The sequence below is a fragment of the Sphingomonas ginsenosidimutans genome (genome assembly GCF_002374835.1).
Lineage (GTDB): Bacteria > Pseudomonadota > Alphaproteobacteria > Sphingomonadales > Sphingomonadaceae > Sphingomonas > Sphingomonas ginsenosidimutans.
The window spans coordinates 1129020-1151572 of the sequence record NZ_NWVD01000001.1 but is presented as its reverse complement, the minus strand read 5'-3'; the positions used below and the strand labels follow the sequence as shown (position 1 = coordinate 1151572).

The 22553-nt window shown below is 70.1% G+C and carries 25 protein-coding genes and 2 tRNA genes; 4 read left to right on the top strand and 23 right to left on the bottom strand.

The genetic code is table 11. The features are described from left to right. Positions 1–2 precede the first annotated feature (2 nt). Positions 3–431 (top strand): DUF4112 domain-containing protein, encoded by a 429-nt coding sequence (locus COA17_RS05405; protein ID WP_066486672.1) that lies wholly within the window; start codon positions 3–5, stop codon positions 429–431. On the opposite strand, the gene COA17_RS05400 is transcribed toward COA17_RS05405, so the two are convergent. Further along, the gene (locus tag COA17_RS05400; protein ID WP_096610587.1) at positions 415–1506 is read right to left on the bottom strand and encodes an anhydro-N-acetylmuramic acid kinase; all 1092 of its coding nucleotides are present in this window, start codon (positions 1504–1506) and stop codon (positions 415–417) included. The genes COA17_RS05405 and COA17_RS05400 overlap by 17 nt on opposite strands. A gap of 94 nt (positions 1507–1600) precedes the next feature. Here COA17_RS05400 and rimO point away from each other — a divergent pair, with 94 nt between their 5' ends. Next, a complete protein-coding gene (rimO, locus tag COA17_RS05395; RefSeq protein ID WP_096610585.1) occupies positions 1601–2932 on the top strand; it encodes a 30S ribosomal protein S12 methylthiotransferase RimO in 1332 nt (443 codons plus the stop codon). Between the two features lie 6 nt (positions 2933–2938). Here rimO and COA17_RS05390 read toward each other — a convergent pair whose 3' ends face one another. Beyond that, positions 2939–3829 carry a hypothetical protein gene (locus COA17_RS05390; protein WP_141397023.1) on the bottom strand — a complete coding sequence of 297 codons (891 nt, stop codon included), beginning with the start codon at positions 3827–3829 and terminating at the stop codon, positions 2939–2941. A gap of 54 nt (positions 3830–3883) precedes the next feature. Between COA17_RS05390 and COA17_RS05385 the strand changes: the two genes are divergently transcribed. Further along, the gene (locus COA17_RS05385; protein ID WP_176484804.1) at positions 3884–4405 is read left to right on the top strand and encodes a GNAT family N-acetyltransferase; all 522 of its coding nucleotides are present in this window, start codon (positions 3884–3886) and stop codon (positions 4403–4405) included. Between the two features lie 19 nt (positions 4406–4424). Here the strand turns inward: COA17_RS05385 and COA17_RS05380 are convergent, their stop codons facing one another. The 4 genes from COA17_RS05380 to COA17_RS05365 form a co-directional block, all read right to left on the bottom strand. Beyond that, positions 4425–4889 (bottom strand): HIT family protein, encoded by a 465-nt coding sequence (locus COA17_RS05380; protein WP_176484803.1) that lies wholly within the window; start codon positions 4887–4889, stop codon positions 4425–4427. Positions 4890–4963: 74 nt separating this feature from the next. Further along, positions 4964–5040: transfer RNA gene (locus tag COA17_RS05375), tRNA-Met, on the bottom strand. A gap of 66 nt (positions 5041–5106) precedes the next feature. Next, positions 5107–5622, bottom strand: a complete 516-nt coding sequence (locus COA17_RS05370; protein ID WP_176484802.1) for a 2'-5' RNA ligase family protein — start codon at positions 5620–5622, stop codon at positions 5107–5109. Then, the gene (locus COA17_RS05365) at positions 5619–7550 is read right to left on the bottom strand and encodes a potassium transporter Kup (protein ID WP_096610575.1); all 1932 of its coding nucleotides are present in this window, start codon (positions 7548–7550) and stop codon (positions 5619–5621) included. Before COA17_RS05365 ends, COA17_RS05370 begins: the two co-directional genes overlap by 4 nt. Positions 7551–7706: 156 nt before the next feature. Between COA17_RS05365 and COA17_RS05360 the strand changes: the two genes are divergently transcribed. After that, positions 7707–7925: a DUF3072 domain-containing protein gene (locus COA17_RS05360; protein WP_066486657.1), complete on the top strand. Its 219-nt coding sequence runs from the start codon at positions 7707–7709 to the stop codon at positions 7923–7925. A gap of 10 nt (positions 7926–7935) precedes the next feature. Here the strand turns inward: COA17_RS05360 and COA17_RS05355 are convergent, their stop codons facing one another. The 17 genes from COA17_RS05355 to COA17_RS05275 form a co-directional block, all read right to left on the bottom strand. Continuing rightward, positions 7936–8568, bottom strand: coding sequence for a tetratricopeptide repeat protein (locus COA17_RS05355; protein WP_096610573.1), 633 nt, complete (start codon positions 8566–8568; stop codon positions 7936–7938). Beyond that, positions 8568–9008 carry a cytochrome c maturation protein CcmE gene (ccmE, locus tag COA17_RS05350; protein ID WP_096610571.1) on the bottom strand — a complete coding sequence of 147 codons (441 nt, stop codon included), beginning with the start codon at positions 9006–9008 and terminating at the stop codon, positions 8568–8570. Before ccmE ends, COA17_RS05355 begins: the two co-directional genes overlap by 1 nt. 97 nt (positions 9009–9105) lie before the next feature. Next, positions 9106–9831 carry a heme ABC transporter permease CcmC gene (gene ccmC / locus COA17_RS05345; protein WP_096610569.1) on the bottom strand — a complete coding sequence of 242 codons (726 nt, stop codon included), beginning with the start codon at positions 9829–9831 and terminating at the stop codon, positions 9106–9108. A 58-nt stretch (positions 9832–9889) separates the two neighbouring features. Beyond that, on the bottom strand, positions 9890–10939 hold the full coding sequence (locus COA17_RS05340; RefSeq protein WP_096610567.1) for a Leu/Phe/Val dehydrogenase: 1050 nt from the start codon (positions 10937–10939) through the stop codon (positions 9890–9892). Between the two features lie 103 nt (positions 10940–11042). Beyond that, a tRNA-His gene (locus COA17_RS05335) sits at positions 11043–11119 on the bottom strand. A gap of 80 nt (positions 11120–11199) precedes the next feature. Next, a complete protein-coding gene (gene gspN, locus COA17_RS05330; protein ID WP_096610565.1) occupies positions 11200–11919 on the bottom strand; it encodes a type II secretion system protein N in 720 nt (239 codons plus the stop codon). Positions 11920–11923: 4 nt separating this feature from the next. Continuing rightward, entirely contained in the window at positions 11924–12403 is a 480-nt protein-coding gene (gspM, locus tag COA17_RS05325) for a type II secretion system protein GspM (RefSeq protein ID WP_096610563.1), read from the bottom strand. Then, positions 12400–13494: a type II secretion system protein GspL gene (gene gspL / locus COA17_RS05320; RefSeq protein ID WP_096610865.1), complete on the bottom strand. Its 1095-nt coding sequence runs from the start codon at positions 13492–13494 to the stop codon at positions 12400–12402. Before gspL ends, gspM begins: the two co-directional genes overlap by 4 nt. Continuing rightward, the gene (gene gspK, locus COA17_RS05315) at positions 13491–14465 is read right to left on the bottom strand and encodes a type II secretion system minor pseudopilin GspK (RefSeq protein WP_176484801.1); all 975 of its coding nucleotides are present in this window, start codon (positions 14463–14465) and stop codon (positions 13491–13493) included. The genes gspL and gspK overlap by 4 nt, the downstream gene beginning before the upstream one ends. Further along, positions 14452–15222, bottom strand: a complete 771-nt coding sequence (gene gspJ / locus COA17_RS05310) for a type II secretion system minor pseudopilin GspJ (protein ID WP_096610561.1) — start codon at positions 15220–15222, stop codon at positions 14452–14454. The genes gspK and gspJ overlap by 14 nt, the downstream gene beginning before the upstream one ends. Then, the gene (gene gspI / locus COA17_RS05305; RefSeq protein ID WP_096610559.1) at positions 15219–15620 is read right to left on the bottom strand and encodes a type II secretion system minor pseudopilin GspI; all 402 of its coding nucleotides are present in this window, start codon (positions 15618–15620) and stop codon (positions 15219–15221) included. Before gspI ends, gspJ begins: the two co-directional genes overlap by 4 nt. Then, entirely contained in the window at positions 15607–16095 is a 489-nt protein-coding gene (locus COA17_RS05300; RefSeq protein ID WP_245857428.1) for a GspH/FimT family pseudopilin, read from the bottom strand. The genes gspI and COA17_RS05300 overlap by 14 nt, the downstream gene beginning before the upstream one ends. Positions 16096–16105: 10 nt before the next feature. After that, positions 16106–16543, bottom strand: a complete 438-nt coding sequence (gene gspG, locus COA17_RS05295; RefSeq protein ID WP_066489639.1) for a type II secretion system major pseudopilin GspG — start codon at positions 16541–16543, stop codon at positions 16106–16108. Between the two features lie 22 nt (positions 16544–16565). Continuing rightward, a complete protein-coding gene (gene gspF / locus COA17_RS05290; RefSeq protein ID WP_096610555.1) occupies positions 16566–17789 on the bottom strand; it encodes a type II secretion system inner membrane protein GspF in 1224 nt (407 codons plus the stop codon). A 99-nt stretch (positions 17790–17888) separates the two neighbouring features. Beyond that, the gene (locus COA17_RS05285; RefSeq protein WP_096610553.1) at positions 17889–19466 is read right to left on the bottom strand and encodes a GspE/PulE family protein; all 1578 of its coding nucleotides are present in this window, start codon (positions 19464–19466) and stop codon (positions 17889–17891) included. Then, complete coding sequence (gspD, locus tag COA17_RS05280) at positions 19463–21667, bottom strand: type II secretion system secretin GspD (RefSeq protein ID WP_066487857.1); 2205 nt, start codon at positions 21665–21667, stop codon at positions 19463–19465. Before gspD ends, COA17_RS05285 begins: the two co-directional genes overlap by 4 nt. After that, positions 21667–22485 (bottom strand): type II secretion system protein N, encoded by an 819-nt coding sequence (locus tag COA17_RS05275; RefSeq protein ID WP_096610551.1) that lies wholly within the window; start codon positions 22483–22485, stop codon positions 21667–21669. Before COA17_RS05275 ends, gspD begins: the two co-directional genes overlap by 1 nt. Positions 22486–22553 lie beyond the last annotated feature (68 nt).

The window sequence follows — 22553 nt, the reverse complement described above, 5'->3', positions numbered from 1 at the left end:
GCATGAACGCCCGTCCCACGCCGCTCGGCGGTTCGATTCTCTCCACCCTGCCGACCGGTCGCGATCCGGCGTCGGTGCGCCGCCGCGTGGAGGCGATGGAGCAGCTCCTGGAGGGGATGTTCGTCGTCCCCGGCCTTAACCGCCGCGTCGGGCTGGACGCGATTCTCGGCCTCGTCCCCGTCGTCGGCGATCTCGCCGCGGCCGCGATGGGAATGTGGATCGTGTGGGAGGCGCGCAACCTGGGCATGGGGCGCGCGGCGGTGATGGCGATGACCGCGCGGGTCGGGTTCGACGCGATGCTGGGCGCGGTGCCGCTGATCGGCGACGCGGCCGACCTGTTCTACCGCTCCAACACCCGCAACGTAAAACGCATCCGCAAATATCTCGACAAGCACCACCCCGCGACGGTGACGATCACCCCTTCGGCCTGAACACCGTGCCGCCCGCCATCGCCTGCGGCGCGCCGGTGGTGCCGGGGAAGCTGATCGGCAGCCCCTTCAGCGTGCGCACCGCCATATAGGCGAAGCCTTCCGCCTCCAGCCCGTCGCCGTTCCAGCCCAGCGCGTCGACCGGCTCCGGCGTCAGTCCGGTGTGCTGCGCCAGCATCGCCATCAGCGTCGGATTGAGCCGCCCGCCCCCCGCCACCAGCAATCGGCGCGGCGCCTGCGGCAGCAACCGCAGCCCCTCCGCCACGGTCGCCGCAGTGAAGGCGGTCAGCGTCGCCGCGCCGTCCGCCGCCGACAGGCCGCGCACCGGCTGGATCGTGAAATCGTTGCGGTCGAGCGACTTGGGGTAGGGCGCGGCAAAGAACGGATGGTCCAGCATCGCGGTCAGGATGCCCTGATCGACCTGCCCCTGTGCCGCCAGCGCGCCGTCGCGGTCGAACCGCTCGCCCGTCTCCTGCTCCATCCAGCTGTCGATCAGGCCGTTGGCCGGCCCGGTATCGAACGCCGCCAGTTCGCCGTCCGCGCCGATCAGCGTGACGTTCGCCACCCCGCCCAGGTTCAGCACCGCGACCGGCTTGTCCAGCCCAGCCGCCAGCGCCGCGTGATAGACCGGCAACAGCGGCGCCCCCTGCCCCCCGGCGGCGACGTCGGCGCTGCGGAAATCGGCGACGGTGGTGATACCGGTCACGTCGGCCATCGCCTGCCCGTCGCCGATCTGCCAGGTCCAGCGCCGGTCGGGGCGATGCGCGACCGTCTGGCCGTGGAAACCGATGACGCCGACATCCGTCGCCGCGACCCCGGCGTCGCGCAACAGTTTCTGCACCGCCAGCACATGGGTGCGCGTGATGAGCTCCTCTGCGGCCACCAGCGGCGGGCTGGCGCGCGGGCGCTCGAACGCCAGTGCCAGCGCGGTCGCCTCCGCCAGCTGCGCGCGTGCCGCGTCGGAGAACGGCTCACCGCGGAACGCCAGCGCGCGCACCTGCGCCTCCCCGTCGGTTTCGATCAGCGCCGCGTCGATCCCGTCCAGCGACGTCCCCGACATCAAACCCACTGCCAGCATCGTCGCTCCATCATCGCCGTTTCACGCCCGCTCCTATCCCCCGACACGCGATACTGGCAAATCGGCCCGTTCCGCATTATGTCCGCGCGATCTCATGGCAACGCAACTTCCCTCTCCGCCCCGCGTGGGCATGGTCTCGCTCGGCTGTCCGAAGAACCTGGTCGACAGCGAGCGGATCCTGACGCAGCTGCGCGCCGACGGCTATCAGATGTCGGCCGATTATGCCGGCGCGGACGTGGTGCTGGTCAACACCTGCGGCTTCCTCGATTCCGCCAAGGAGGAATCGCTGGAGGCGATCGGCGAGGCGATTGCGGAGAACGGCCGCGTCATCGTCACCGGCTGCATGGGCAAGGAAGCCGAGGCGATCCGCGCGCGCTTCCCGGAGGTGCTCGCCATCACCGGCGCGCACGAGTACGAACAGGTCGTGGAGGCGGTCCATGCCGCCGCCCCCGCCGCGATCAGCCCCTTTGTCGATCTGATCCCCGATGCCGGGCTGAAGCTGACGCCGCGCCACTACAGCTATCTCAAGATTTCGGAGGGCTGCAACCACCGCTGCTCCTTCTGCATCATCCCCAGCTTGCGTGGCGATCTGGTCAGCCGCCGCCCCGACGCGATCCTGCGCGAGGCGGAGAAGCTGGTCGCCGCGGGCACGAAGGAACTGCTGGTCATCAGCCAGGACACCTCCGCCTATGGCATCGACATCCGCGATCAGCCGCGGATGTGGAAGGGAGCCGAGGTGCGCCCGCACATGACCGATCTGGCGCGTGAGCTGGGGCGCATCGCCCCCTGGGTGCGGCTCCACTACGTCTATCCTTACCCGCACGTCGACCAAGTGATCCCGCTGATGGCGGACGGGCTGGTGCTGCCGTATCTCGACATTCCGTTCCAGCATGCCGCGCCCGCGGTCCTGCGCCGGATGAAACGGCCCGCGAACGACGCCAAGGTGCTCGGCCGGATCAAGGCGTGGCGCGAAATCTGCCCGGATATCGCGATCCGCTCGACCTTCGTCGTCGGCTTCCCCGGCGAGACGGAGGCGGATTTCCAATATCTGCTCGACTGGCTGGACGAAGCGCAGCTCGACCGCGTCGGCGCGTTCCGCTTCGAACCCGTCGAAGGCGCCGCCGCCAACGCGCTGCCCGATCCCGTCCCCGAGGAGGTGAAGGAGGAACGCTACGCCCGCATCATGGAGCGTACCGCCGCCATCTCCACCGCGAAGCTGGCCGCCAAGGTCGGCCGCACGCTCGACGTCATCATCGACGCGGTCGACGCCGACACCGGCGGCGCGACCGGCCGCAGCAAGGCCGACGCCCCGGAGATCGACGGCGACGTTCATCTGCGCGACGCCGGCCATCTGGCACCGGGCGACATCGTCCGCGTCACGATCGAGGACGCCGACGAGCATGACTTGTTCGGGGTGGCGGCCTGACGTCAGTCAGCTTACCGTTCCGATCCGAGTGTAGGTAGTACGCAGTCGCGCCGCGAACCTTGCGCGTCGTCCCTGCGGCACCTCAGGCGGGAAGAACTCCGGAAATGTCACGGACGGGATGTTGGGCTCGTCCTTGTGCTCCTTCGCATATTCCTCGGCAATGCGCGCCATAATGCGGAAGGTGCGCTTGTTATAATAGACTTCGATATACTTGCGCAGCTTCCTCCCCGCAGCCTCGTCGTCCTTGCGCTTATGATCCTTGGGAAACAGGACGCGGTGGCAGTAGAAGCTGAGGTCGGCATATTCGGATGGCGTTACGCTGATCGAGCGCACATCGTCCGCCACCGATTGCAGGAAGGTGCAGAAGGCATCGAAACAGGTACGGTACGTGAACATGTCAGCACTTTCCCATTCCGGATCGCGCATCACCTCCAGCGACCGGACGAAGCGCCCCCAGTCGATCCGAAAATAGCCTTTCCCGGGTGGATCGGCGTGCCATACCGGACGCGGCGACTGCCCTTCGACCACATCGAATAGCGGCTGGAATTGTTGCGGGATCTGCGCCGGCCCGCTGCGCCAATCCAGAACGCGCAGCGCCAGCGCCAGATTCGCGTCGGTCGACATCTGCGACAGGTACGAGCGCACCAGCTCCGATCGCTTCCACCCCTGCTCGGTCTTGTACTGCTTGCCGCTTCGTCGGATCTGGAAGCCGGTGAAGAACACACCAAAGCCGGTGATCATCGGGCCGAGCAGGGCCGGGATATAAGCGTGGCCGCGCACGAAGGCGTCGAACGCGCCCGCCCATCCCGCGGCGGCACCCGCAATCTCCCCAATCATCGTCCATCCCCCCGGTTGAACTACCGTCGTTCGCGACAGCGCTCGCAGGATGGCACGCATCGTCGCTCGATGCTACGCCACTCACATTCGTTTCGGAGCGAGAAGGAAGCAGGCGTGACGCAGGACGACCGATCGGCACCATCCGCGATCACGCTCGCGTGGGACGGCTCGCCCGCTGCCGCCGCGCAGGCCTCGGCCTTTGCCGGGCGGATCATCGGCGGCGATACCGCCTACATCAGCCATGGCGAGATACAGACCGGGCTGAGCATCGACGCCGACACCTGGGCGCCCGCGCTCGCCGACCTCTATGCCGATGACTTCGCCGCGCTGGGGGACGATCGCGACCTGCTCCTCGCCCGCGATGCGCAGGGCGCGATCCTGGGCATGGCGGTCGTCGCGTGGGAACAGACCGCGCGCCGCCGCTTCGCCGTGCTGGAGGATATGGCGGTCGCCCCCAAAGCCCGGTCGCATGGCATCGGCACGCGTCTGATGGCGATGATCGAGGAACGGGTGCGGGGCGCGGGCATCGACTGGCTGTTCCTGGAAAGCGGCGTGCGCAACACCCGCGCCCACGCCTTCTTCGAGCGCGCCGGATTCACGATGACCAGCCACGTCTTCGCCCGCCAGTTGCGCTGAAGCGGCGCGAACGCCGACCCTAGTCGCCCGACGCGTCCAGCGCCGCCACGATCCGCGCCCGCATCCCCTCCATCTGCGCGGGCGTCGCGTGCTCCACCTTCTCCACCGGCGTGTTCGGGATCACGTGGAAATGGACGTGGCAGACGTGCTGCGCGCCGCCGCCGTTGTTCTGCTGGATGACATAGCCCGTGTTGCCGAACGCGCGCCGCTGCGCCGCCGCGATCCGGCGGGCTAGCAGCAGCGCGTCGGCCATCTCGGTCGCGGTCATGTCGTCCAGATTGCGCACCGCGCGCCGCGGAATCACCAGCACATGCCCCGGCCGTTCCCAGGCGATCGGCACCAGCGCGATCATATCCGGGGTCTCAGCGACGATGCTCGCGGGTGCCTTGCCCGCCAGGATCTGCGCGAACGGATTGCGCGGGTCATAGGGTGCATCCAGCGGGCAGCGCGGCACCGTGACCGCCGCCTGCAACGCCAACGCCATTGTCCACATTATCGCCCTGCCCCCCTGAAACGGCGGCATCATATCGACCGGCTAGGTGGAATGTCACGAGCGGTTGGTAGCGGAGGAGGGACTTGAACCCCCGACCCCAGGATTATGATTCCCGTGCTCTAACCAGCTGAGCTACTCCGCCTCACCGCATCTGCGGGAGCGCCGAACCGCTCGTGAGGCGCGGGCTATAGCAGCCGGAACGGCGCGGTCAAGCGGCGAACGGATAACGCCGGATCAACTCCCACGGACCACCGCGATACCAATATGCCGCCAGCCCGGCGACCGCCACCGGGCGCGCCAAGAACCGCGCCTGCATCTGCACCAGCAGCGCCCTGGCCACCGCCGGCTCGACCTTGTTCTGCACCGTCACGTGCGCGCGCCAGGCCGCCTGGTCCTGCGGCGTCAGCAGCCCGTGAAACGCATCGGCCAGCCGCGTGCGGATCGCCGCCAGTTCGGGGCTGTCGATGCGATAGGCCACCCCGCGTCCCAGCGAGAAGACGCCCGCCAGCCGCGCCGCGGGGGCCGGCACGCCGCGCGTCTCGTCGCCCAGCCGCCGGTGCAGCTCGTCCAGCGCGCCGGGCGGGATGTGGTGGAACAGTGTCAGGTGCGCGGCCAGTTGGTTGCGCTCGGGCGGGAAATGCGCCCGCCGCTCGGCATCAAGAAACGCCTGATCCTTCGCCCCGAACAGCGCGCTCACGATGATCGGGGCGAGCGGTGCGCTCAAATCTCGATCTGGCTGCCCAGCTCGACCACGCGGTTGGTGGGCAGGCGGAAGAATTCCATCGCGCTTTCGGCGTTGCGCAGCATCCAGGCGAACAGTTTCTCGCGCCAGATCGCCATCCCGGGCCGCTCCGACGCGAGCAGCGTCTGGCGGCTGAGGAAGAAGCTGGTGTCCATCATGCGGAACGCCGCGCCGCATCCGTCGAACGACTTCAGGTTCGCCGGCACGTCCGGCTCCTCCATGAAGCCGTAGCGCAGGATCACGCGGTGGAACCCCTGCCCCAGATCCTCGTGCAGGAAACGGTCGTCGCTGGGGAAATAGGGCATGTCGGTGACGCGCACGGTCAGCAGGATGACGCGCTCGTGCAGGACGCGATTGTGCTTCAGGTTGTGGAGCAGCGCGTGCGGCACACCTTCGGGCGTCGATGTCATGAACACCGCCGTGCCCGACACGCGCGTCGCGCTGCTGGCGGCCGAATCGATGAAGATGCGGATCGGCATCGCCGCCTCGCGCATCCGCTCCAGCATCAGCTTGCGCCCCTGCGACCAGGTGGTCAGCAGCACGAACACGATCACCGCCACCAGCAACGGGAACCAGCCGCCATCGGGCACCTTGGTCAGGTTCGACGCAAAATACAGCCCGTCGATGGTCAGAAACACCAGCTCGAACAGCGCCACCGCCCAGATCGGCCAGTGCCACACGCGCCGGATCAGCACGCCGACCATGCAGGTGGAGATGAACATCGTCCCCGTCACCGCGATGCCGTAAGCGGCGGCAAGGTTGGACGATTCGCCGAACCCGAACACCAGCAGCAGCACCATCACCATCAGCGCCCAATTGGCCGCCGGGATATAGATCTGCCCCGCTTCGGACGCGCTCGTGTGGGTGATGCGGATGCGCGGCATCAGCCCAAGCTGCACCGCCTGCTGCACCACAGAATAGGCGCCGGTGATGACCGCCTGGCTGGCGATGACGGTCGCCATCGTCGCCAGAATGACCAGCGGCAGACGCCAGTCCTCCGGCGCCATCAGGAAGAACGGGTTGACCGCCGCCGCCGGCGTTTCCAGCAGCAGCGCGCCCTGCCCCAGGTAATTGAGCATCAACGCCGGCAGCACGAAGCCGAGCCACGCGTAGGAGATCGGCTTGCGCCCGAAATGCCCCATGTCGGCGTACAGCGCCTCCGCGCCGGTCACCGCCAGCACCACCGAACCCAGCGCCAGGAAGGCGAGCTTCCCGTCGGTCACGGCGAAGCGCACCGCCCAGGCTGGATTCAGCGCCCACAATACGTCGGGCCGCTCGGCGATGTGCATCACGCCCATCACCGCCAGCACGATGAAATACAGGATCATGATCGGGCCGAACAGCCGCCCGACCTTCGCGGTGCCGATCGACTGGAGGTAGAACAGCGCGATCAGGATCGTCACCGCGATCGGCAGCACGAACGAATCGAACCCCTGCTCGACCGTCGCCAGCCCTTCCACCGCGGACAGCACCGAGATCGCCGGGGTGATCATGCAGTCGCCGAAGAACAAGGCGGTCGCGACGACGCCCAGCATCACCAGGCTCGGCCCCCAGCGCTTTCCGCCCGCCGCGCCCGATCGCCGCTGGATCAGCGCCAACAGCGCGAGGCTCCCGCCCTCGCCGTTATTGTCGGCGCGCAGAATGATGAGGACGTATTTCAGCGTCACGATCAGCATCAGCGACCAGAACATCAGGCTGATGACGCCGAAGATGTGCAACTGATCGACCGCCAGCGGGTGGTGGCCGACGAACACTTCCTTCATCGCATACAGCGGGCTGGTGCCGATATCGCCATAGACGACGCCGATCGCGCCGATCGCCAGCCCGGCCAATCCCTGGCGCTGGCCATGATGATGCGGGGCGGACGGCTGCGCCGGATCCGCCGTGCCCGCTGGAGCGACGTCGCTCACGCCCCGTTCCGACAGGAACCGGAGTTGCCGACCGTGCCCACGGCGTTTTCGCCCGCTAAGGTCCCCATCATGATGGCGCGCCTAGCACCATGGCCGGGCGGCTGCAACGCGGAACATATGGTAAACATCGGGGTTGTGCCACCGAAAGGATACACGATGACCGACACGCACAACCCCAAGGCCGAGCCCTTTTCCAACGCGGAGAAGGACCCCGCCGACTGGACCACCGGGGACGAGCCGATGACCGGCGCGCAGGCCAGCTATCTCAAGACGTTGAGCGAGGAAGCGGGCGAGCCGTTCGATGACGGGCTGACCAAGGCGGACGCCTCAAAACGGATCGACGCGCTTCAGGAACAGACCGGGCGCGGGCGCTGACCCCGCCGCCTCAGCGCGCGTCGCGTGGCAGTGCGATCAGCCGGTCGAGAACGGCCAGCCGGATCGCGATTTCGCGGCGATAGTCCGCGCCCTCTGGCGACAGCGCCAGCGCGCGCATCCATGCCGCCCGCGCGGGCGCCAGCTGCCCGGCGCGGATGTAGGTGAGCCCCAGATAATAAGGCGGCGCCGGATGGTCCGGCGCCAGCCGCGCCGCCTGCCGGAACGCCAGTAGCGCGGGCGGCGTCATCTGGTCGTCGGCATCGGCAGACAGCGTCACGCCCGCCCAGGTCCAGAGCATGAAGCTGCGCGGCAGCCGCGACAGCCCGCCCAGCACCGCGCGCGCCGCCGCGCTGCTGTCGCCGCTGCGCGTCATCGCATCGGCGGCCATGATATAGGCGCTGTCCTGCGTGTATCGGCCGAACAGCATGTCGCGCATCGCAATCTCTTCGGGGACGATCGCAGTTGTCGTCGCGCGATGCTGCACTGGCGCGGCGGCGAGCAACGGCCGCCCCTGCCACGCATAGCCGATCGCGCCCAGGAACAGCGCCGCGCCGACCGTCGACCACAAGGCGCGATCCAGTTTCATCCACCACATCGCCGCAAAAGCGGCGAGGCCCAGCGCCGCCAGCGCGACGAACCCCATCAGTGCGTGTCCTTCAGCGTCGTCGTCTCGTGCATCTTGCCCGCCATCTGCGGCGGCATGTACTTCTCGTCATGCTTGGCCAGCAGGTTGGTCGCCGCGAACGAGGCGTCGGGGCGGAAATGCCCCTCCGCCACCACGCCCGATCCCTCGCGGAACAGGTCCGGGGCGATCCCGCTGAACGTCACCGGGGTGGTCGCGCGCCCGTCGGTGACGACGAACGCGATCGACACGCCGTCGGCCGCGCGCCGGATCGATGCCTTTTGCACCATCCCGCCCAGCCGCACCGCCTTGTCCGGCGCGGGCAACCCGCCTGCCACGTCGGAGGGGGCATAGAAGAACGCCGCCTGGTCCTTCAGCCCCGATAGCGCCAGCACCGCCGCCGCGCCCAGCGCCGCCAGCGCCAGCACGACCAGCATCAGCCGCTGGTTCTTCGCGGTCACTTCTCGGCTCGCCGCATCGCGCGATAGGCGAGCGCCCCCACGATGCCGGTCCCCGCCAACGTCACGGCATAGGCCGCGATGACGAACGCCCACTGGTTCATGCGCGCGCGCGCCGCTGCATCCGCGCCTCCGCCTTGGCGATCGCCAGCATCGCGCGCATCCGCATCAGCACGATCGCGCCGAACAGCGCGCTGAACCCCAGCAGCATGAACGGCAGCGGCCACAGCAGCGCGCGGTCGATCGACGATCCGGTCAGCCCGATGCTCGCGCCCTGGTGAAGGGTGTTCCACCACACCACCGAATAACGGATGATCGGCAGCAGCACCGTGCCCGCGATCCCGTACAGCGCCGGGATCCGCCCGTCGCCGCCGCGTTCGCGGTCCGCCTTCGCCAGCGCGATGAAGCCCAGATAGACGAAGAACAGCAGCAGCATCGACGTCAGCCGTCCATCCCACTGCCACCACGTCCCCCACGTCGGCCGTCCCCAGATCGATCCGGTGACCAGGCAGATCGCGGCGAACACCGCGCCCGGCAGCGCGATCGCGCGCGCCGCCACCCCTGCCAGCGGATGGCGCCAGACGAGGAAGACGATGCTGCTGATCGCAATGCCGCTCCATCCCCCCATCCCCAGCCACGCGGCGGGGACGTGGATGTACAGGATGCGCACCGTCTGGCCCTGCAGATAGTCGGGCGGGGTCTGCGTCAGCCCGGCCCAGCAACCGAACGCGATCAACGCCGCCCCCATCCACCACAGGATCGGGGTCAGCGGCCGCGCGATCCGCAGGAAGCGCGCGGGATTGGCCAAGGCATGAAGGGTCGCCACGAACCGGATCGATAAGCCAAGCCGGCGCGCGCGTCACCCCGTCTGTTGCAGGTGCGTTCTATCGCCCGATCAGCCGCCGTGCGATCCGGTCGGCGACGTCCGCCGTCGGATCGCCCGACGCCGCCGCTTCGTCCCACACCTGATGCAGGCGTCCGGGGATGGTCGCGATCCGCGCCATCACCTCGGCCTCGTCGCCATGGCCCAGATATTCCAGCCCGACGTTGATGATGCCGCCGGCGTTGATGACATAATCGGGGGCATAGACCACGCCCGCTTCGTGCAGGCGTCGCCCGTCCTCGCGCGTGGCGAGCTGGTTGTTCGCGCCGCCCGCGACGATCCGCGCCTTCAACTGCGGGATGCTCGCCTCGGTCAGGATCGCGCCCAGCGCATTGGGGCTGACGATATCGGCGTCGGTCGACAGGATCGTCTCCGGCGCGGCGACGTTGGCGCCGATCTCGCCCGCCAGCGCCTCGGCCCGCACGCGATCGACATCGGCGATGGTCAGCACCGCGCCGTCCTTCGCCAACAGGCGCGCCAGCCCGCCGCCGACCGATCCGGTACCCTGGATCGCGACGCGCACGCCCTTCATGTCGTCGGTGCCCAGCCCGCGCTTCGCCGCCGCCTTGACGCCCAGATAGACGCCATGCGCGGTATACGGCCCGGGATCGCCGCCCGCCGCGCCCTGCGCCACCGGCAAGCCGGAGACGTAGCGCGTGTGCTGCGCGATCACCTTCATCCGCGCCTCCGACATGCCGACATCCTCGGCGGTGACGTAACGCCCGCCGAGCGATTCGACCGCGCGGCCGAACGCCCCGAGCTGCTCGCTGGTGATGACCGCGCCCGGCGCCGGCGCCAGCACCACGCCCTTGCCGCCGCCCAGTTCGAGGCCCGCCATCGCATTCTTGTAGCTCATGCCGCGCGACAGCCGCAGCGCATCGGTCACCGCGCGGGCATCGTCGGCGTAGTGCCAGAAGCGCACGCCCCCCGCGGCCGGCCCCAGCGCGGTCGAATGGACCGCGATCACCGCCTTCAGCCCTGATGCCGGGTCGGTGAACAGATGCAGCCCCTCATGGGCGTCGAAATCGGGATAGTCCCACACGGAGGTCATGGTCGCTCCATCATGCACAGCCGAAAATTACCGGCCCGCGCAATATTATTATTGACGGCCGTTGGCCAGTCAAAAGCGATTGCCGTGGATGTGGGAGAGGAAATGGGGCGATCGACGGGACTTGAACCCGCGACCCTCGGTACCACAAACCGATGCTCTAACCAACTGAGCTACGATCGCCGCGAAGGCCGTGCCCCTAGCGGCGACGGGGGCATCCCGTCAAGCGCTTCGGCGGCGCGCCGGCACGATCCCGGTCGGAGTCAGAACCGCCCCTCCACCGCCAGCGTCCGCGCCGCGCCGTTCGCGACGAAGCCCGCACCGTCCAGCCGCGCCGCAATCGCGGGATCGCCGGGCACTAGCGTCAGTTCGGCGCGATAGCGCCCGTCGGGCCACAGCCGCAATGCCACGCCCTCCCCCGCGCCGCTGGTCAGCGGCAGGAACAGCGCACCCGCATCGCAGCGCGCGGTGCCACTGACCGCGCCGGGCAACGGCTGGCCTAGGAACGCACCCGATAGGGCCGCGCGCACACGCCCGTCCGCCTGCTCGCATGCGCCGTCGACGAACCGCACCGACACCTCGTCCAGGTTCAGCGCGGTCACCGGCAACGGCGCGAAGGCATTGCCCGGCACCAGCGGGCCGGTCGCGCCCAGCACCGCGGCGCGCCCTCGCGCGATTTCGACGACGCCCGCCAGCCGCTGCGCCGGATCGGGCGTGCGCGTCGCCAGCGCGATCCGCGCGCGCCCGATCGCCAGCGCCAGGGGCGACAGGCCCGCGTCCATGTCGCCCAGCCCGACGTCGCCGAACCGCGCCTCCACCAGCCGCCCCGACCACAGGCTGCCGCGTACCTCGCGCGCGGTGAAGCCCTGCGCGTCCAGCCCCGCCCAACCGAGCGCCAGCCGCATCGGCAGGAACACGACGATCGCCACTGCGAACATCGCCAGGAACAAGGTGCGGCGCCGCGTCGCCAGCCGGATGCGCATCGCCTCAGTTCCCCCGCGCCGTCAGCACCAGTTGCGCCGACACCGCCCCCGGCCCGGCCGCGGCGACATTGAGCGAATCGACCAGGATGCCCTCGCTCTCCAGCCGCGCGATCCACGTCATCAGCGCGCCCGCCCGTGCGGCCGGTACCGATACGCGCACCCGGTCGGCGCCGTCATTGTCGACGCTTCCCAGCACGATCCCCGCGGCATCCGCGCGGGTGCGTACCGCATCGGCCAGCGGCCCGCCCAGCGACAGCGGCGGCTGGCGGCGCTGGATCGCCTTGACCTGCGCCAGCCGTGCCTGCGCCTCGCCCAGCGTCACCACCGCCTCGGTATAGCGCGCCCGCGACGACGACAGGCCGTCGCGCACCGGACGGATCACCCCGGCCCATATGATCGTCACCGCCGCCAGCGCCAGCATCACCAGGATCAGCCGCCGCTCGCGCAGGCTGCGGCCCGTGAACCATTGCGACAGCGCGCTCACGGCCGCACCGTCATGTCGCCGGTCAACCGGCCGTTGGCCTGCTGGAACACGCTCGATTCCACGGTGAAGCCCGCCCCCTCCAGCTGCGATTTGACGCTGTTGGCCTGCGCCTCGCCCGCCACCGACAGCGACAGTTTCAGCGTGCCGTCGGCGGCGAAATCGATCGCGGTCACCTCGCTGTCGGGCACCGACTGGACGATCTGGAACGCCGCCGCGGCGGTGCGGGTGAAGCCCTGCCCCGGCCCGCGCAGTCGCGCCAGCCGGTCGGCGAGCAGGCGCCCGCTCTGTGCGCCATCGTCGCCGACGTTGGCACCGCGCGGCAGGCCCTGTCGCGCGATCGTCGCGGTACGCGCCTCGACCGCGTCGGCGCCCAGCGAATAGCGCATGATCCGCACCACATCGATCGCCAGCGTCGCCAACAGGATCAGGCCGGTCAGCACCGCCAGCCGCCGTACCAATGCCCAGTCGATCGCGCGCCGCTGCCGCCGCGCGAACGCCCCCTGTCGCAGGTTCAGCGCCGGCGTTGCGGCCACCGCCGCCAGCACCGCGCCGCGATCCAGCGTCACTGGTTCCTGCCCGGCGGTGACCAGTTCGGTCAGCCGCGCCTCGTCCGCCCAGCCGCTGGTCCGCCCGCGCACCACGCTTTGCCCCGCCAGGTCGGCGCGGACATAGCCGTCCTCGGGCATCGGCAGCAGCAGCGGGGCAGGCACCACCGTCGCCGGGTCCAGCCCGCGCTGCGCCAGCGCATCCAGCCACGCGCGCATCCGCGACGGCGCGACGACCGCGATCGCGCGGTCACCGTCATGCTCGGCGCCGACCGCGACGTGCAGGTCGTGCGCCGGTTCGGCGGTGGCATCGCTTACCACCACCCGCGCCGCGGCCACCGCCTGCGCGGTCGATCGCGCGGGCAGCGCCGCCCAGTGGAGCGTCACCGCATCGGCAGGCGCCACCGCGATCACGTTGGCGGCGGCCTCCTCGCCCGGAGCATCAGGCACGCCCTCCCCCTCGGTGATCGCATCGCCTTCCACGCGCCACCATCGCCACGGCAGCGACTCGTCGGGGGGCAGGAAAAGAAGCGTGGCAGCGGTCATGTCGCGTCCCCCCATTGCCGCGCGACGAGCCGGACGGGAAGGGCCCGCGCGTCAATCAGCGCCTGTTCGTGCAATTCGCTGCTGCCGTTGACGACGTCGATCGCCAGTGCGAACCAGCGCGTCGTCACCGCGGTCTGCTGCTTGGCGGACAGATCGGGCGTCACGCCCCCGCCGCCGGTCAGCGACAATTGGTTCCACAGCGGGTCGACGCCGGCCCAGCCATCGGGCGGGCGGCGCGACAGCACCGCGCCCGCCTGCTGCGGCGACAGCGTGTCGGGCAACAGCATCGCCAGCAACGCACCCTGTTCGGGCAGCAGCGTGTTGATGTTGATCGTCGCGCGCTCGGCCACCGGCAGCGCGCACAGATACGGGCGCACCGCGCGATAGACCTGCGGCGTCACCCCCGCCACCGCGCGCCATTCGCTGACGTCCGCCATCAACGTGCCCGCGGTGCGATAGCCACGATAGCCGGAATCCTCGGCGCCGCCCGGCAGCGGAACGTCGTCACTGTCGATCCAGTCGGCGGTCGCCGGCGCGATCGTGTCCCCGCCGGGGACGCGCAGCAGTCGCATCAGCCGCGCGAACTGCGCGACCGTCCCACTGTCCGCCACCCAGCGCCCGTCGATCGCGCGCGACACCAGGCTGTTAAGGTTGAAGCAATTGCCCCCGTCGGTGATCCGCGCAGTGGCGGTGCCGCCGGGGATCGACAGGCCGAACGGCCGCCCGCTCCACCCGCCGGCCAAGGCCACCCGGTCGCCCGCACGGCGCAGCAGCGCAGTGGTGCGTGTCGTCGCGAGCGCCTCCGCGGCATAGGCATAGCCGCGCGCCTGGTCGATCGCGACCGCATTGGCCGCCAGCCGCGTCGCCAGCCGCACCTTTTCCAGCGCGGTCGCGGCCATCACCGCGATCACCGCCACCAGCAGCAGCACGGTCAGCAGGGCCGCGCCCCGCTCGCGCTCACGACGCCGCACCGGCCTGCCCTGGCGTGGGGGATGGTCGCGGCGCCGGCGTTCCGGCGCGCGGCGCGCCGGTGCCGACCAGGAACACCATCCGATAGGTCGCGCCGCCCTCGCGCTCCAGCGTCATCTCGGCGGCCTGCGGCAGCGCGGCGCGGTCGTTGCCCTGCCAGCTGTCGGTCCACGCGCCCTGATAGCGGAACCGCCAGCGCACCCATTTGACGCGATCGAGCAGCAGCGCGGCGGGCAGCGGCGCGGCGCCATCCAGCTCGGGATAGGCGATCCGCTCCAGTCCGCCCGAATTCAGCCGATATTCCACCTTCTGCAACGTCGGGCGCGCGACCTCGTCCGGGTTGCTCCATCCGGCACGCACCAGCCGCAGCGCGGGGTCGAAGCCGCTGCCGCCGGTCATCGCCGGCAGCAGCGTCCCCGCCACATCGCGCGTGGGCCGGTCCTGCGCCTGCGCCAGATCGGCGGTCAGGATCGACGCGGTACGGTTGAGCGCGCCCGCATCGTCGAGCGCGGCCCCGCCCGCCCGCTGCGCCTTTACGCTGAACGACAGCAGCGCCACCCCCGCCGCCGCGATCATCCCGAAGATCATCAGCGCGATCATCACCTCGACCAGCGTGAAGCCGTGTTCGGCGGAACGCCCAAAAGAACCGAAGCCGTGTTCGGCGGAACGCCCAAAAGAACCGAAGCCGTGTTCGGCGGAACGCTTACAAGAACGGAAGCCACCCGACTGGGCAGGCAGGACATCGCGCGCCGTTCTCACCGCGCCACCGCCGCATTCGCCGCCGCCGGCCGCACCATCGTCATCCGCCCCAGCACCGCGCCGCCGCGATCCGCCACGCTCACGTCGATGCGCATCACCCCGGCGTCGCCGACCGGCTGCACCTCGCGAGTCCACGTCCAGTCGCGCCCGCCGTTGCTCTCCACCCCGCTCGTCCGCCCGCGCACCGGCGCTTGCGCATCGGTCACCGCCTCGATCGCGACGTTGCGCGCGACGGTCTGCGCCAGCAGCGTCGCGGCGACCGCACCGGTCGATCGGATCACCTGCCCCTCCAACCGGATCAGCGCCAGCGCGGCGAGGCTGAACACCGTCAGCGCCACCATGATCTCGATCAGCGTGAAGCCCGCCGCCCCGGCGCGGGGCGCGTCATCCCGCGACATGGACGCTTCCGTCCGCCGCGATCTCCACGTCGGCGCGCACGCCCTCGCGGCGCAGCGTCACGGTCAGCGGACGATCGGCCAGCCCGGTCGCGTCGAACATCACCCGCTCGCGCGCGCCGAAGCCCGCGGCGGTGCCGCTGTTCCACCGCTCGATCGCCAACGGACCGTCCTCGATCGGCGTCCAGCGCCCGCCGCGCCATTCGTCGAAGCCATAGCCGGTCGGCGTCACCCACAGGCTGACCGGCCGCGCCTGAAGGATCGCGCCATCATGCGCCGCGCGCGTGCGCACCGCGAAGCGCGCCGCCTCGTCCATCAACCGCCCGCGCGAATCGGGCATCGCCAGCACCGCCGCCGCCGACGCCAGCCCGATGACGGTGATGACCACCATCAGCTCGACCAGCGTGAAGCCGCGTTCGGCGGAACGCCAACGAAGGCCGAAGCCGCGCGCTCGCGGGTCGCGCGCGCTACCGCGCACCGGCGTCCGCTTACTGCCAGGAACCGATATCGGCATCGATCCCCTCGCCGCCGTCCTTTCCATCGGCGCCCAGCGTCCACACGTCCGCCTGCCCGTGCTTGCCCGGCGCGGCATACAGGTAGTCGCGGCCCCACGGATCCTTGGGCAGCTTCTTCACGTACCCGCCCGCCTGATAGCGCGCGGCATCCGCACCGGCGGGCGCCGACACCAGCGCCGGCAGCCCCTGCTGCGTCGTCGGATAGCTGCCCATCTGAAGGCGATAGAGTTCCAGCCCCTGTTCGATCGTAGCGATGTCGGCCTTCGCCTTCTGGATACGCGCGGTATCGCCCGACGGCAGCACATTGAGCGCGACGATCGTCGCCAGCAGGCCGATGATGACGATCACCACCATCAGCTCGACAAGGGTGAAGCCGTTCTTCCTACGCCGCTTCTTCGTCTCGGTACGCATGGTCTCTCTCACTGTCCGGCCGCTATTGCCCCGCCAGCGTGTTGAGCTGGAGGATGGGAAGCAGGATGGATAGCACGATCGTCGCCACGATCGCGCCCATCACCACGATGATGAGCGGTTCCAGCAACGATAGCGCGGTGGCGGTGAAGCGGTCGAATTCGCGCTCCAGATAATCGGCGGCGCGCTCCAGCATCTCGTCCAGCCGCCCCGCCGCCTCGCCGCTGGCCGCCAGATAGACCAGCAGCGGCGGAAACACCCCCGTGCGCCGCATCGCCGCCGACAGGCTGCCGCCGCCGCGGATCGCCTCGGTGATCTCGTCCGACGCGGCCTTCAAGCGGCGGTTGTGGATCGTCCCGGCGGTGAGGCTGAGGCCCTCCAGCAACGGCAGGCGGCTGGCGACCATCGTCGACAGCGTGCGTGCCATCCGCGCGGCGTGCAGGTCGCGCAGCAACCGCCCCAGCAGCGGAACGCGCAACAGCCAGGTGTCGAAAGCCAGCCGTACCGGCGGCTGGCGCAGCGCCGCCCAGGCGCCGACGCCCGCCGCGACGATCGTCGCCACCAGCAGCCACCACCAATGGACCAGCAGGTCCGACAGCCCGATCACCAGCCGCGTCAGCAGCGGCAGTTCCTGCCCCACGGTATCGAACTGTTCGACCACCTGCGGCACCACGAACGCCATCAGAGCGATCACCACACCCATCGCCACCGTGGCGAGGACGGACGGATAGGCCATCGCGGTCAGCAGCTTGCCGCGGATCTCCGCCTGCCGTTCCAGCAGCGTCGACAGCCGCTCCATGATCTGCGGCAGCGTGCCGGAACTTTCGCCCGCCGCCACCATCGCGCGGTACAGCGGCGGGAAGCTCTTCGGCTCGCGCGCCATCGCATCGGCCAGCCGCCGCCCCTCGACCACGCCGGCATGCACGGTGGCGACGATCGCGCGCACCCCCTCCTGCTCGGTCTGCCGCGTGATCGTGCGCAGCGATTCCTCCAGCGGCGATACGCGGTTCAGCGTCGCCAGCTGGCGCGTGAACAGCGTCAGCTGCTTGCCCGACATCTTCGCGCGGCCAAGGTCCAGCCCGAACAGCGGCCGCCCCTTCGCGGCGGGCGCGCTGCCCGGGTCCAGCCGGACGACGAACAGACGCCGCCGGTCCAGCACCGCCCGCGCCGCCGCCGCGTCGGCGGCCGCGACATGCCCGCGCGTCTCGTTCCCGCGCGTGTCGATCGCGACATAGTCGAAATCAGCCATCACTCCACCCCGGCACGGGGAGGGGGACCGCTCGCGCAGCGAGTGGCGGAGGGGGACCACCACAGGGGAAATCGGGCGGGGCAGGCCCCCTCCACCATGCTACGCATGGTCCCCCTCCCCGTCCCGGGGAGGATCGGTATCCACCCCCTCGCTGCGGCTCACCCGCACCGCTTCCTCCGCGGTGGTGACGCCGCTTTCCACCAGCCGCCGCGCCGCGCTCGCCAGCCTGTCGTTGTTCGCGAAGGCGTGGCGCGCGATCGCGTCCTCGTCGCCGCCGTCATTGATCAGGCGCCGCACCGTCGCGTCGACGCGCACCGCCTCGTACACGCCGATCCGCCCCTTGAAGCCGGTGCGGTTGCACTGCTCGCACCCGACCGCCTCGTACACCGTCGCCCGCGGATCGACGCCCAGCAGCGGCGCGACCGTGTCCGCGGCCACCGCCGGGCGGCGGCACGCCGGGCACAGCCGCCGCACCAGCCGCTGCGCGATCACCGCACGCAGCGTGCTGGCGATCAGGAACGGCTCCACCTTCATGTCGCGCATCCGCGTGATCGCGCCGACCGCGTCGTTGGTGTGGACGGTCGACAGCACCAGATGCCCGGTCAGCGACGCCTGCACCGCGATCTCGGCGGTTTCGCGGTCGCGGATCTCGCCGATCATTACCGTATCGGGGTCCTGGCGCAGGATCGCGCGCAAGCCGGCGGCAAAGGTCAGCCCGACCTTGGCATTGACCTGCGTCTGCCCGACACCCTCGACCGCATATTCGACCGGATCCTCGACGGTCAGGATGTTGCGCGTCCCGTCGTTCAGCAGCCGCAACGCCGCATACAGCGTCGTCGTCTTGCCGCTGCCGGTCGGCCCGGTGACCAGCACGATGCCGTTCGGCTCGGCGATCGCCTCACGCAGCAGCGCGTACATCGGAGGTGCCATCCCCAGCGCGTCGAGATCGATGCCCGCGTTTTCCTTGTCCAGGATACGCAGCACCACCCGCTCGCCCGCGCGGCTCGGCAGCGTCGAGACACGCACGTCCAGCAGCTTGCCGCCCAGCGTCAGGCCCATGCGCCCATCCTGCGGCACGCGCCGCTCGGCGATGTCCAGCCGCGCCATCACCTTGACACGGCTGACCACCACCGGCGCGACATGCGGCGGCATCCGCAGCGTCTCGCGCAGCACACCGTCGATGCGCATCCGCACCACCAAGCCGGTCTCATACGGCTCGATATGGATATCCGACACGCCGTTGCGCGCGGCATCGGCGATGACGCCGTTGATGAGGCGGATCGCCGGCGCGTCGTCGGCGGTGTCCAGCAGGTCCTCCGCGGTCGGCAGCCCCTCGGCCAGCAGGTCCAGCTCGTCGCCCATGCCCACCGCCGCGGCAGCGGTCGCCTGCCCGTCCATCGCATAATGATCGGACAGCAGCCGGTCGAACTCGGCCGGCGCGACCACCGCGATATCGAACGCGCGCCCCACGACGCGCCGCACCTCGATCAGCGCGCGCGGATCGCTCCCATCGCGCAGCGCCACCCGATCGCCGTCCAGCACCACGCCGAACTTGCGCGCGAAGGCATAAGGCAGCACGACCGGCGGCACGACCAGCGTATCCGGGATCGCATCAGGCGCGACCGGCGCCGGCGCCGCGTCCGCCGCGTCGATCTGCGCGCCGGTGCGGACGATCATTTCTTCCGCCCCGGAATGGTCACCACCGAATTGCGATAGACCGGCACGCCGACGCGCATGTCCTCGATACTGCCCGGCTGCCCGGCCGGGGGCAGCGGCGGCGTGGTGCCCATATATTCGCGCACCAGCGTGTCGATCGACGGCTCCGACGACGGGTCCTGCTGCCCCTGTTGCAGGCGCAGATATCCGTACCGCTGCTCGGTGACGCGGCGGTTGTCCTGCGCGGTGCGGATCACCGTCGGGCGGATGAAGATCATCAGGTTGGTCTTGGCGCGCGTCTTCGCCTTGGACTTGAACAGATTGCCCAGCAGCGGAATGTCGCCCAGCAGCGGGATGCGCTCGATCGTGCGGCGTTCCTCGTCGCTCAACAACCCGCCGATCACCCCGATCGCGCCGTCGTCGACGGTCAGCACCGTCTCCACCTCACGCTTGTTGAGGATGAGGTCAGAATTGTTGTTCGACACCGGCCCCGCGATCGAGCTGACCTCCAGGTGCAGGTTCAGCTTGATCGTCCCGGATGAATTGACCTGCGGCCGCACGTCCAGCCCGATGCCGACATTCTGCCGCTGCGTGGTGCGGAAGGCGTTGTCGAAATTGGCCGACAGCGCCTCGCCGGTGGTGATCGGGATCTCCTGCCCGACCAGCGTATGCGCCTCCTGATTGTCGATCGTCATGATCTGCGGCACCTGCAGCAGGTTCGACTGGTTGTCGGCCTTCACCGCATTGATGATCGCGCCGAACACCGTCTGGCCGATCTGCCCGCCGAACCCGCCGAACCCGCCCGACGATCCGATGATCGAACTGATCGCCGATTGCGTCAGCTGGTCGGTGCCGGGGCTGTTGGTGACGGTCTCGGTCTTCGTCCCGTCCGGCGCGGTCACGATCGTGCGCGTGCCGCCCAGGTTGCGCCCGCCGATCGCGCCGGCGATCTGCAGGATGTTCGGTGCCGAATTGCTGAACGTCGATGCGGCGAAGGCGCCGCCGTCCAGGTTGCCCAGGATGAATTGCGCGCCCAGCCGGTTGACCGTGCTGTCGGACACTTCGGCGACGATCGCCTCCACCAGCACCTGTTGCCGGCGCTGGTCAAGCCGCGCGATCACGTCGCTCAGCTGGCGCTGCACGTCGGCGGGCGCGGCGATGACGATCGCGTTGGCGCCGGCATAGCGGGTGACGACCGCGGCGGTGCGCCGCCCCTCACCGGTGATCGCCGCCTGTTGCGGTTGCCCGCCGGACGATTGCGTCGCGGCCGGCGACGGCTGCGCGCGCGTCGCCGGCTGCGGCGTCGCACCCACCCCGGTCGCGCCGGTGCTCGACGTGCTCAGCCCGGTGCGCGACAGCCCCTGTTCCTGGATTGCGTCGGGCGCCTGCCCGACCAACTGCTGGAGCACGGGCACCAGCTGCGTCGCGTCGGCATTTTCCAGGAACACGACCTTGATCTCGGTCGCGTTGCGCGCGCTCTGGTCCAGGTCGCGCGCCAGTGCCGCCAGCCGCGCCACCGTCTGCGGATCGCCACGCAGCGCCACCGCGTTGGAGCTTTCGATCGCCACCGCCGCCGCGCCGCCACCCGGCCCGGTCGCCGCTCCGGCGCCCCCACCGCCCGCCAGCCCCTGCAACGCGGTCGCCACGTCGCTTGCGCGCGCGTTGCGAAGCGCGATGACGCGCGTCGACGACGTGTCGGTGTCGATCCGGCGCACCACTTCGCGCACGCGCCGGACGTTGTCGGCGAAATCGACCACCACCAGGCTGTTGCCGCTGCGGTTGGCGGTGACCGACCCTTGCGCGCTCACGAGCGGGCGCACCGTGTCCACCGCCTGCGCGGCATCGCCGGAACGCAACCGGATGATCTCGGTCACCAGCTGGTTGCGCGCCGCACCCGCCACGCCGACACGGCCGGGCTGGCTGGCGGCATTGTCGATCGGCTGGACGCGGAACGCGCCATTGGCGGTCGGCACTGCGACCAGCCCGTTGGCGCGCAGCGTCGACAGGAACACTTCCAGATACTCGGAGCGCGACAGCGGCCGGTCGGTGACGACCGTCACCTTCCCCTGCACGCGATTGTCGATGATGAAGGTGCGCCCGGTCACCTTCGCGGCATCGGCGATGAACGCACGAATATCGGCGTCGCGCACGTTGAGAGTCGTCTGGGCCAGCGCCGGCGCAGCGGCCGCAAGGAGCGCGATAGGGGCGAGATAAGGCTTCATCAGGATACCGGAATGGAGAGCGGAAGCGCCTGTCCGTCGCGCTCCACCGTCAGGGAAAGGGTGCCGCCGGCCGCGCTGTCGCGCACCAGCCGTTCGAGATCGCCGGCGCCCGCCACCGGCTTGCCGCCGACTTGCGTCACCACGTCGCCGTCGCGCAAGCCCGCCGCGGCGAAGCTGCCGCCGCCCTGCCCGCGCACCGTCAGCCCGGTGACGCGCCCGCCCTCGATCCGCGGGATCGCACCGATATCCGCGCGCAGCCGCTCGACCGGCAGCGTCACGCCCGCCGCCGCCGGCGCGGCGGGGCCGGTCACGCTTGCGGTGCTGGCGGCGGGCGCAGCGCCGGTGCTGCTGGCGGGATCAAGGAACAGTTCTTGCGTCGCGCCGCCGCGATCCAGCGTGACATGGTCGAACGCCACCGCCTTCAGCGTGACGCCGGGGGTGACCTCCTCACCCACGCTGACGCTTTTCTGGATGCCGTCCGGCCCCGCCACGATCGCCGATCCGCGCCCGCCGGCCGCGTCCATGCGCGTCCCGAACAGCGTCAGTTGCAGCGACGCGGCCGCCGCCGGCGCCTGCCCGCCCGTCACGCGATAAAAGGGATCGAACCCCGCCAGCACGCCCGCGGGATCGGCGGGAATCGTCGGAGCGGCGGGCATCCACGCCCCCAGCGGGGCGACCGGGGTCACGATCACCCACAGCAGCCGCGCGCACTGCACCGCCAGCCCCGCCAGCAGCAGCAATTCCGCAGCCGAATAGATGCTGACGACGGGCAAACGCCTCAGGATCGCCCGCGCGCGGGCGTCGAACTTCAATCGCATGCGCTTGGCCAACTCCCCGCGAGCGCCCGGCTAGGCCGCGCATGTTACAGCGCCATTGCGCGCTTGTG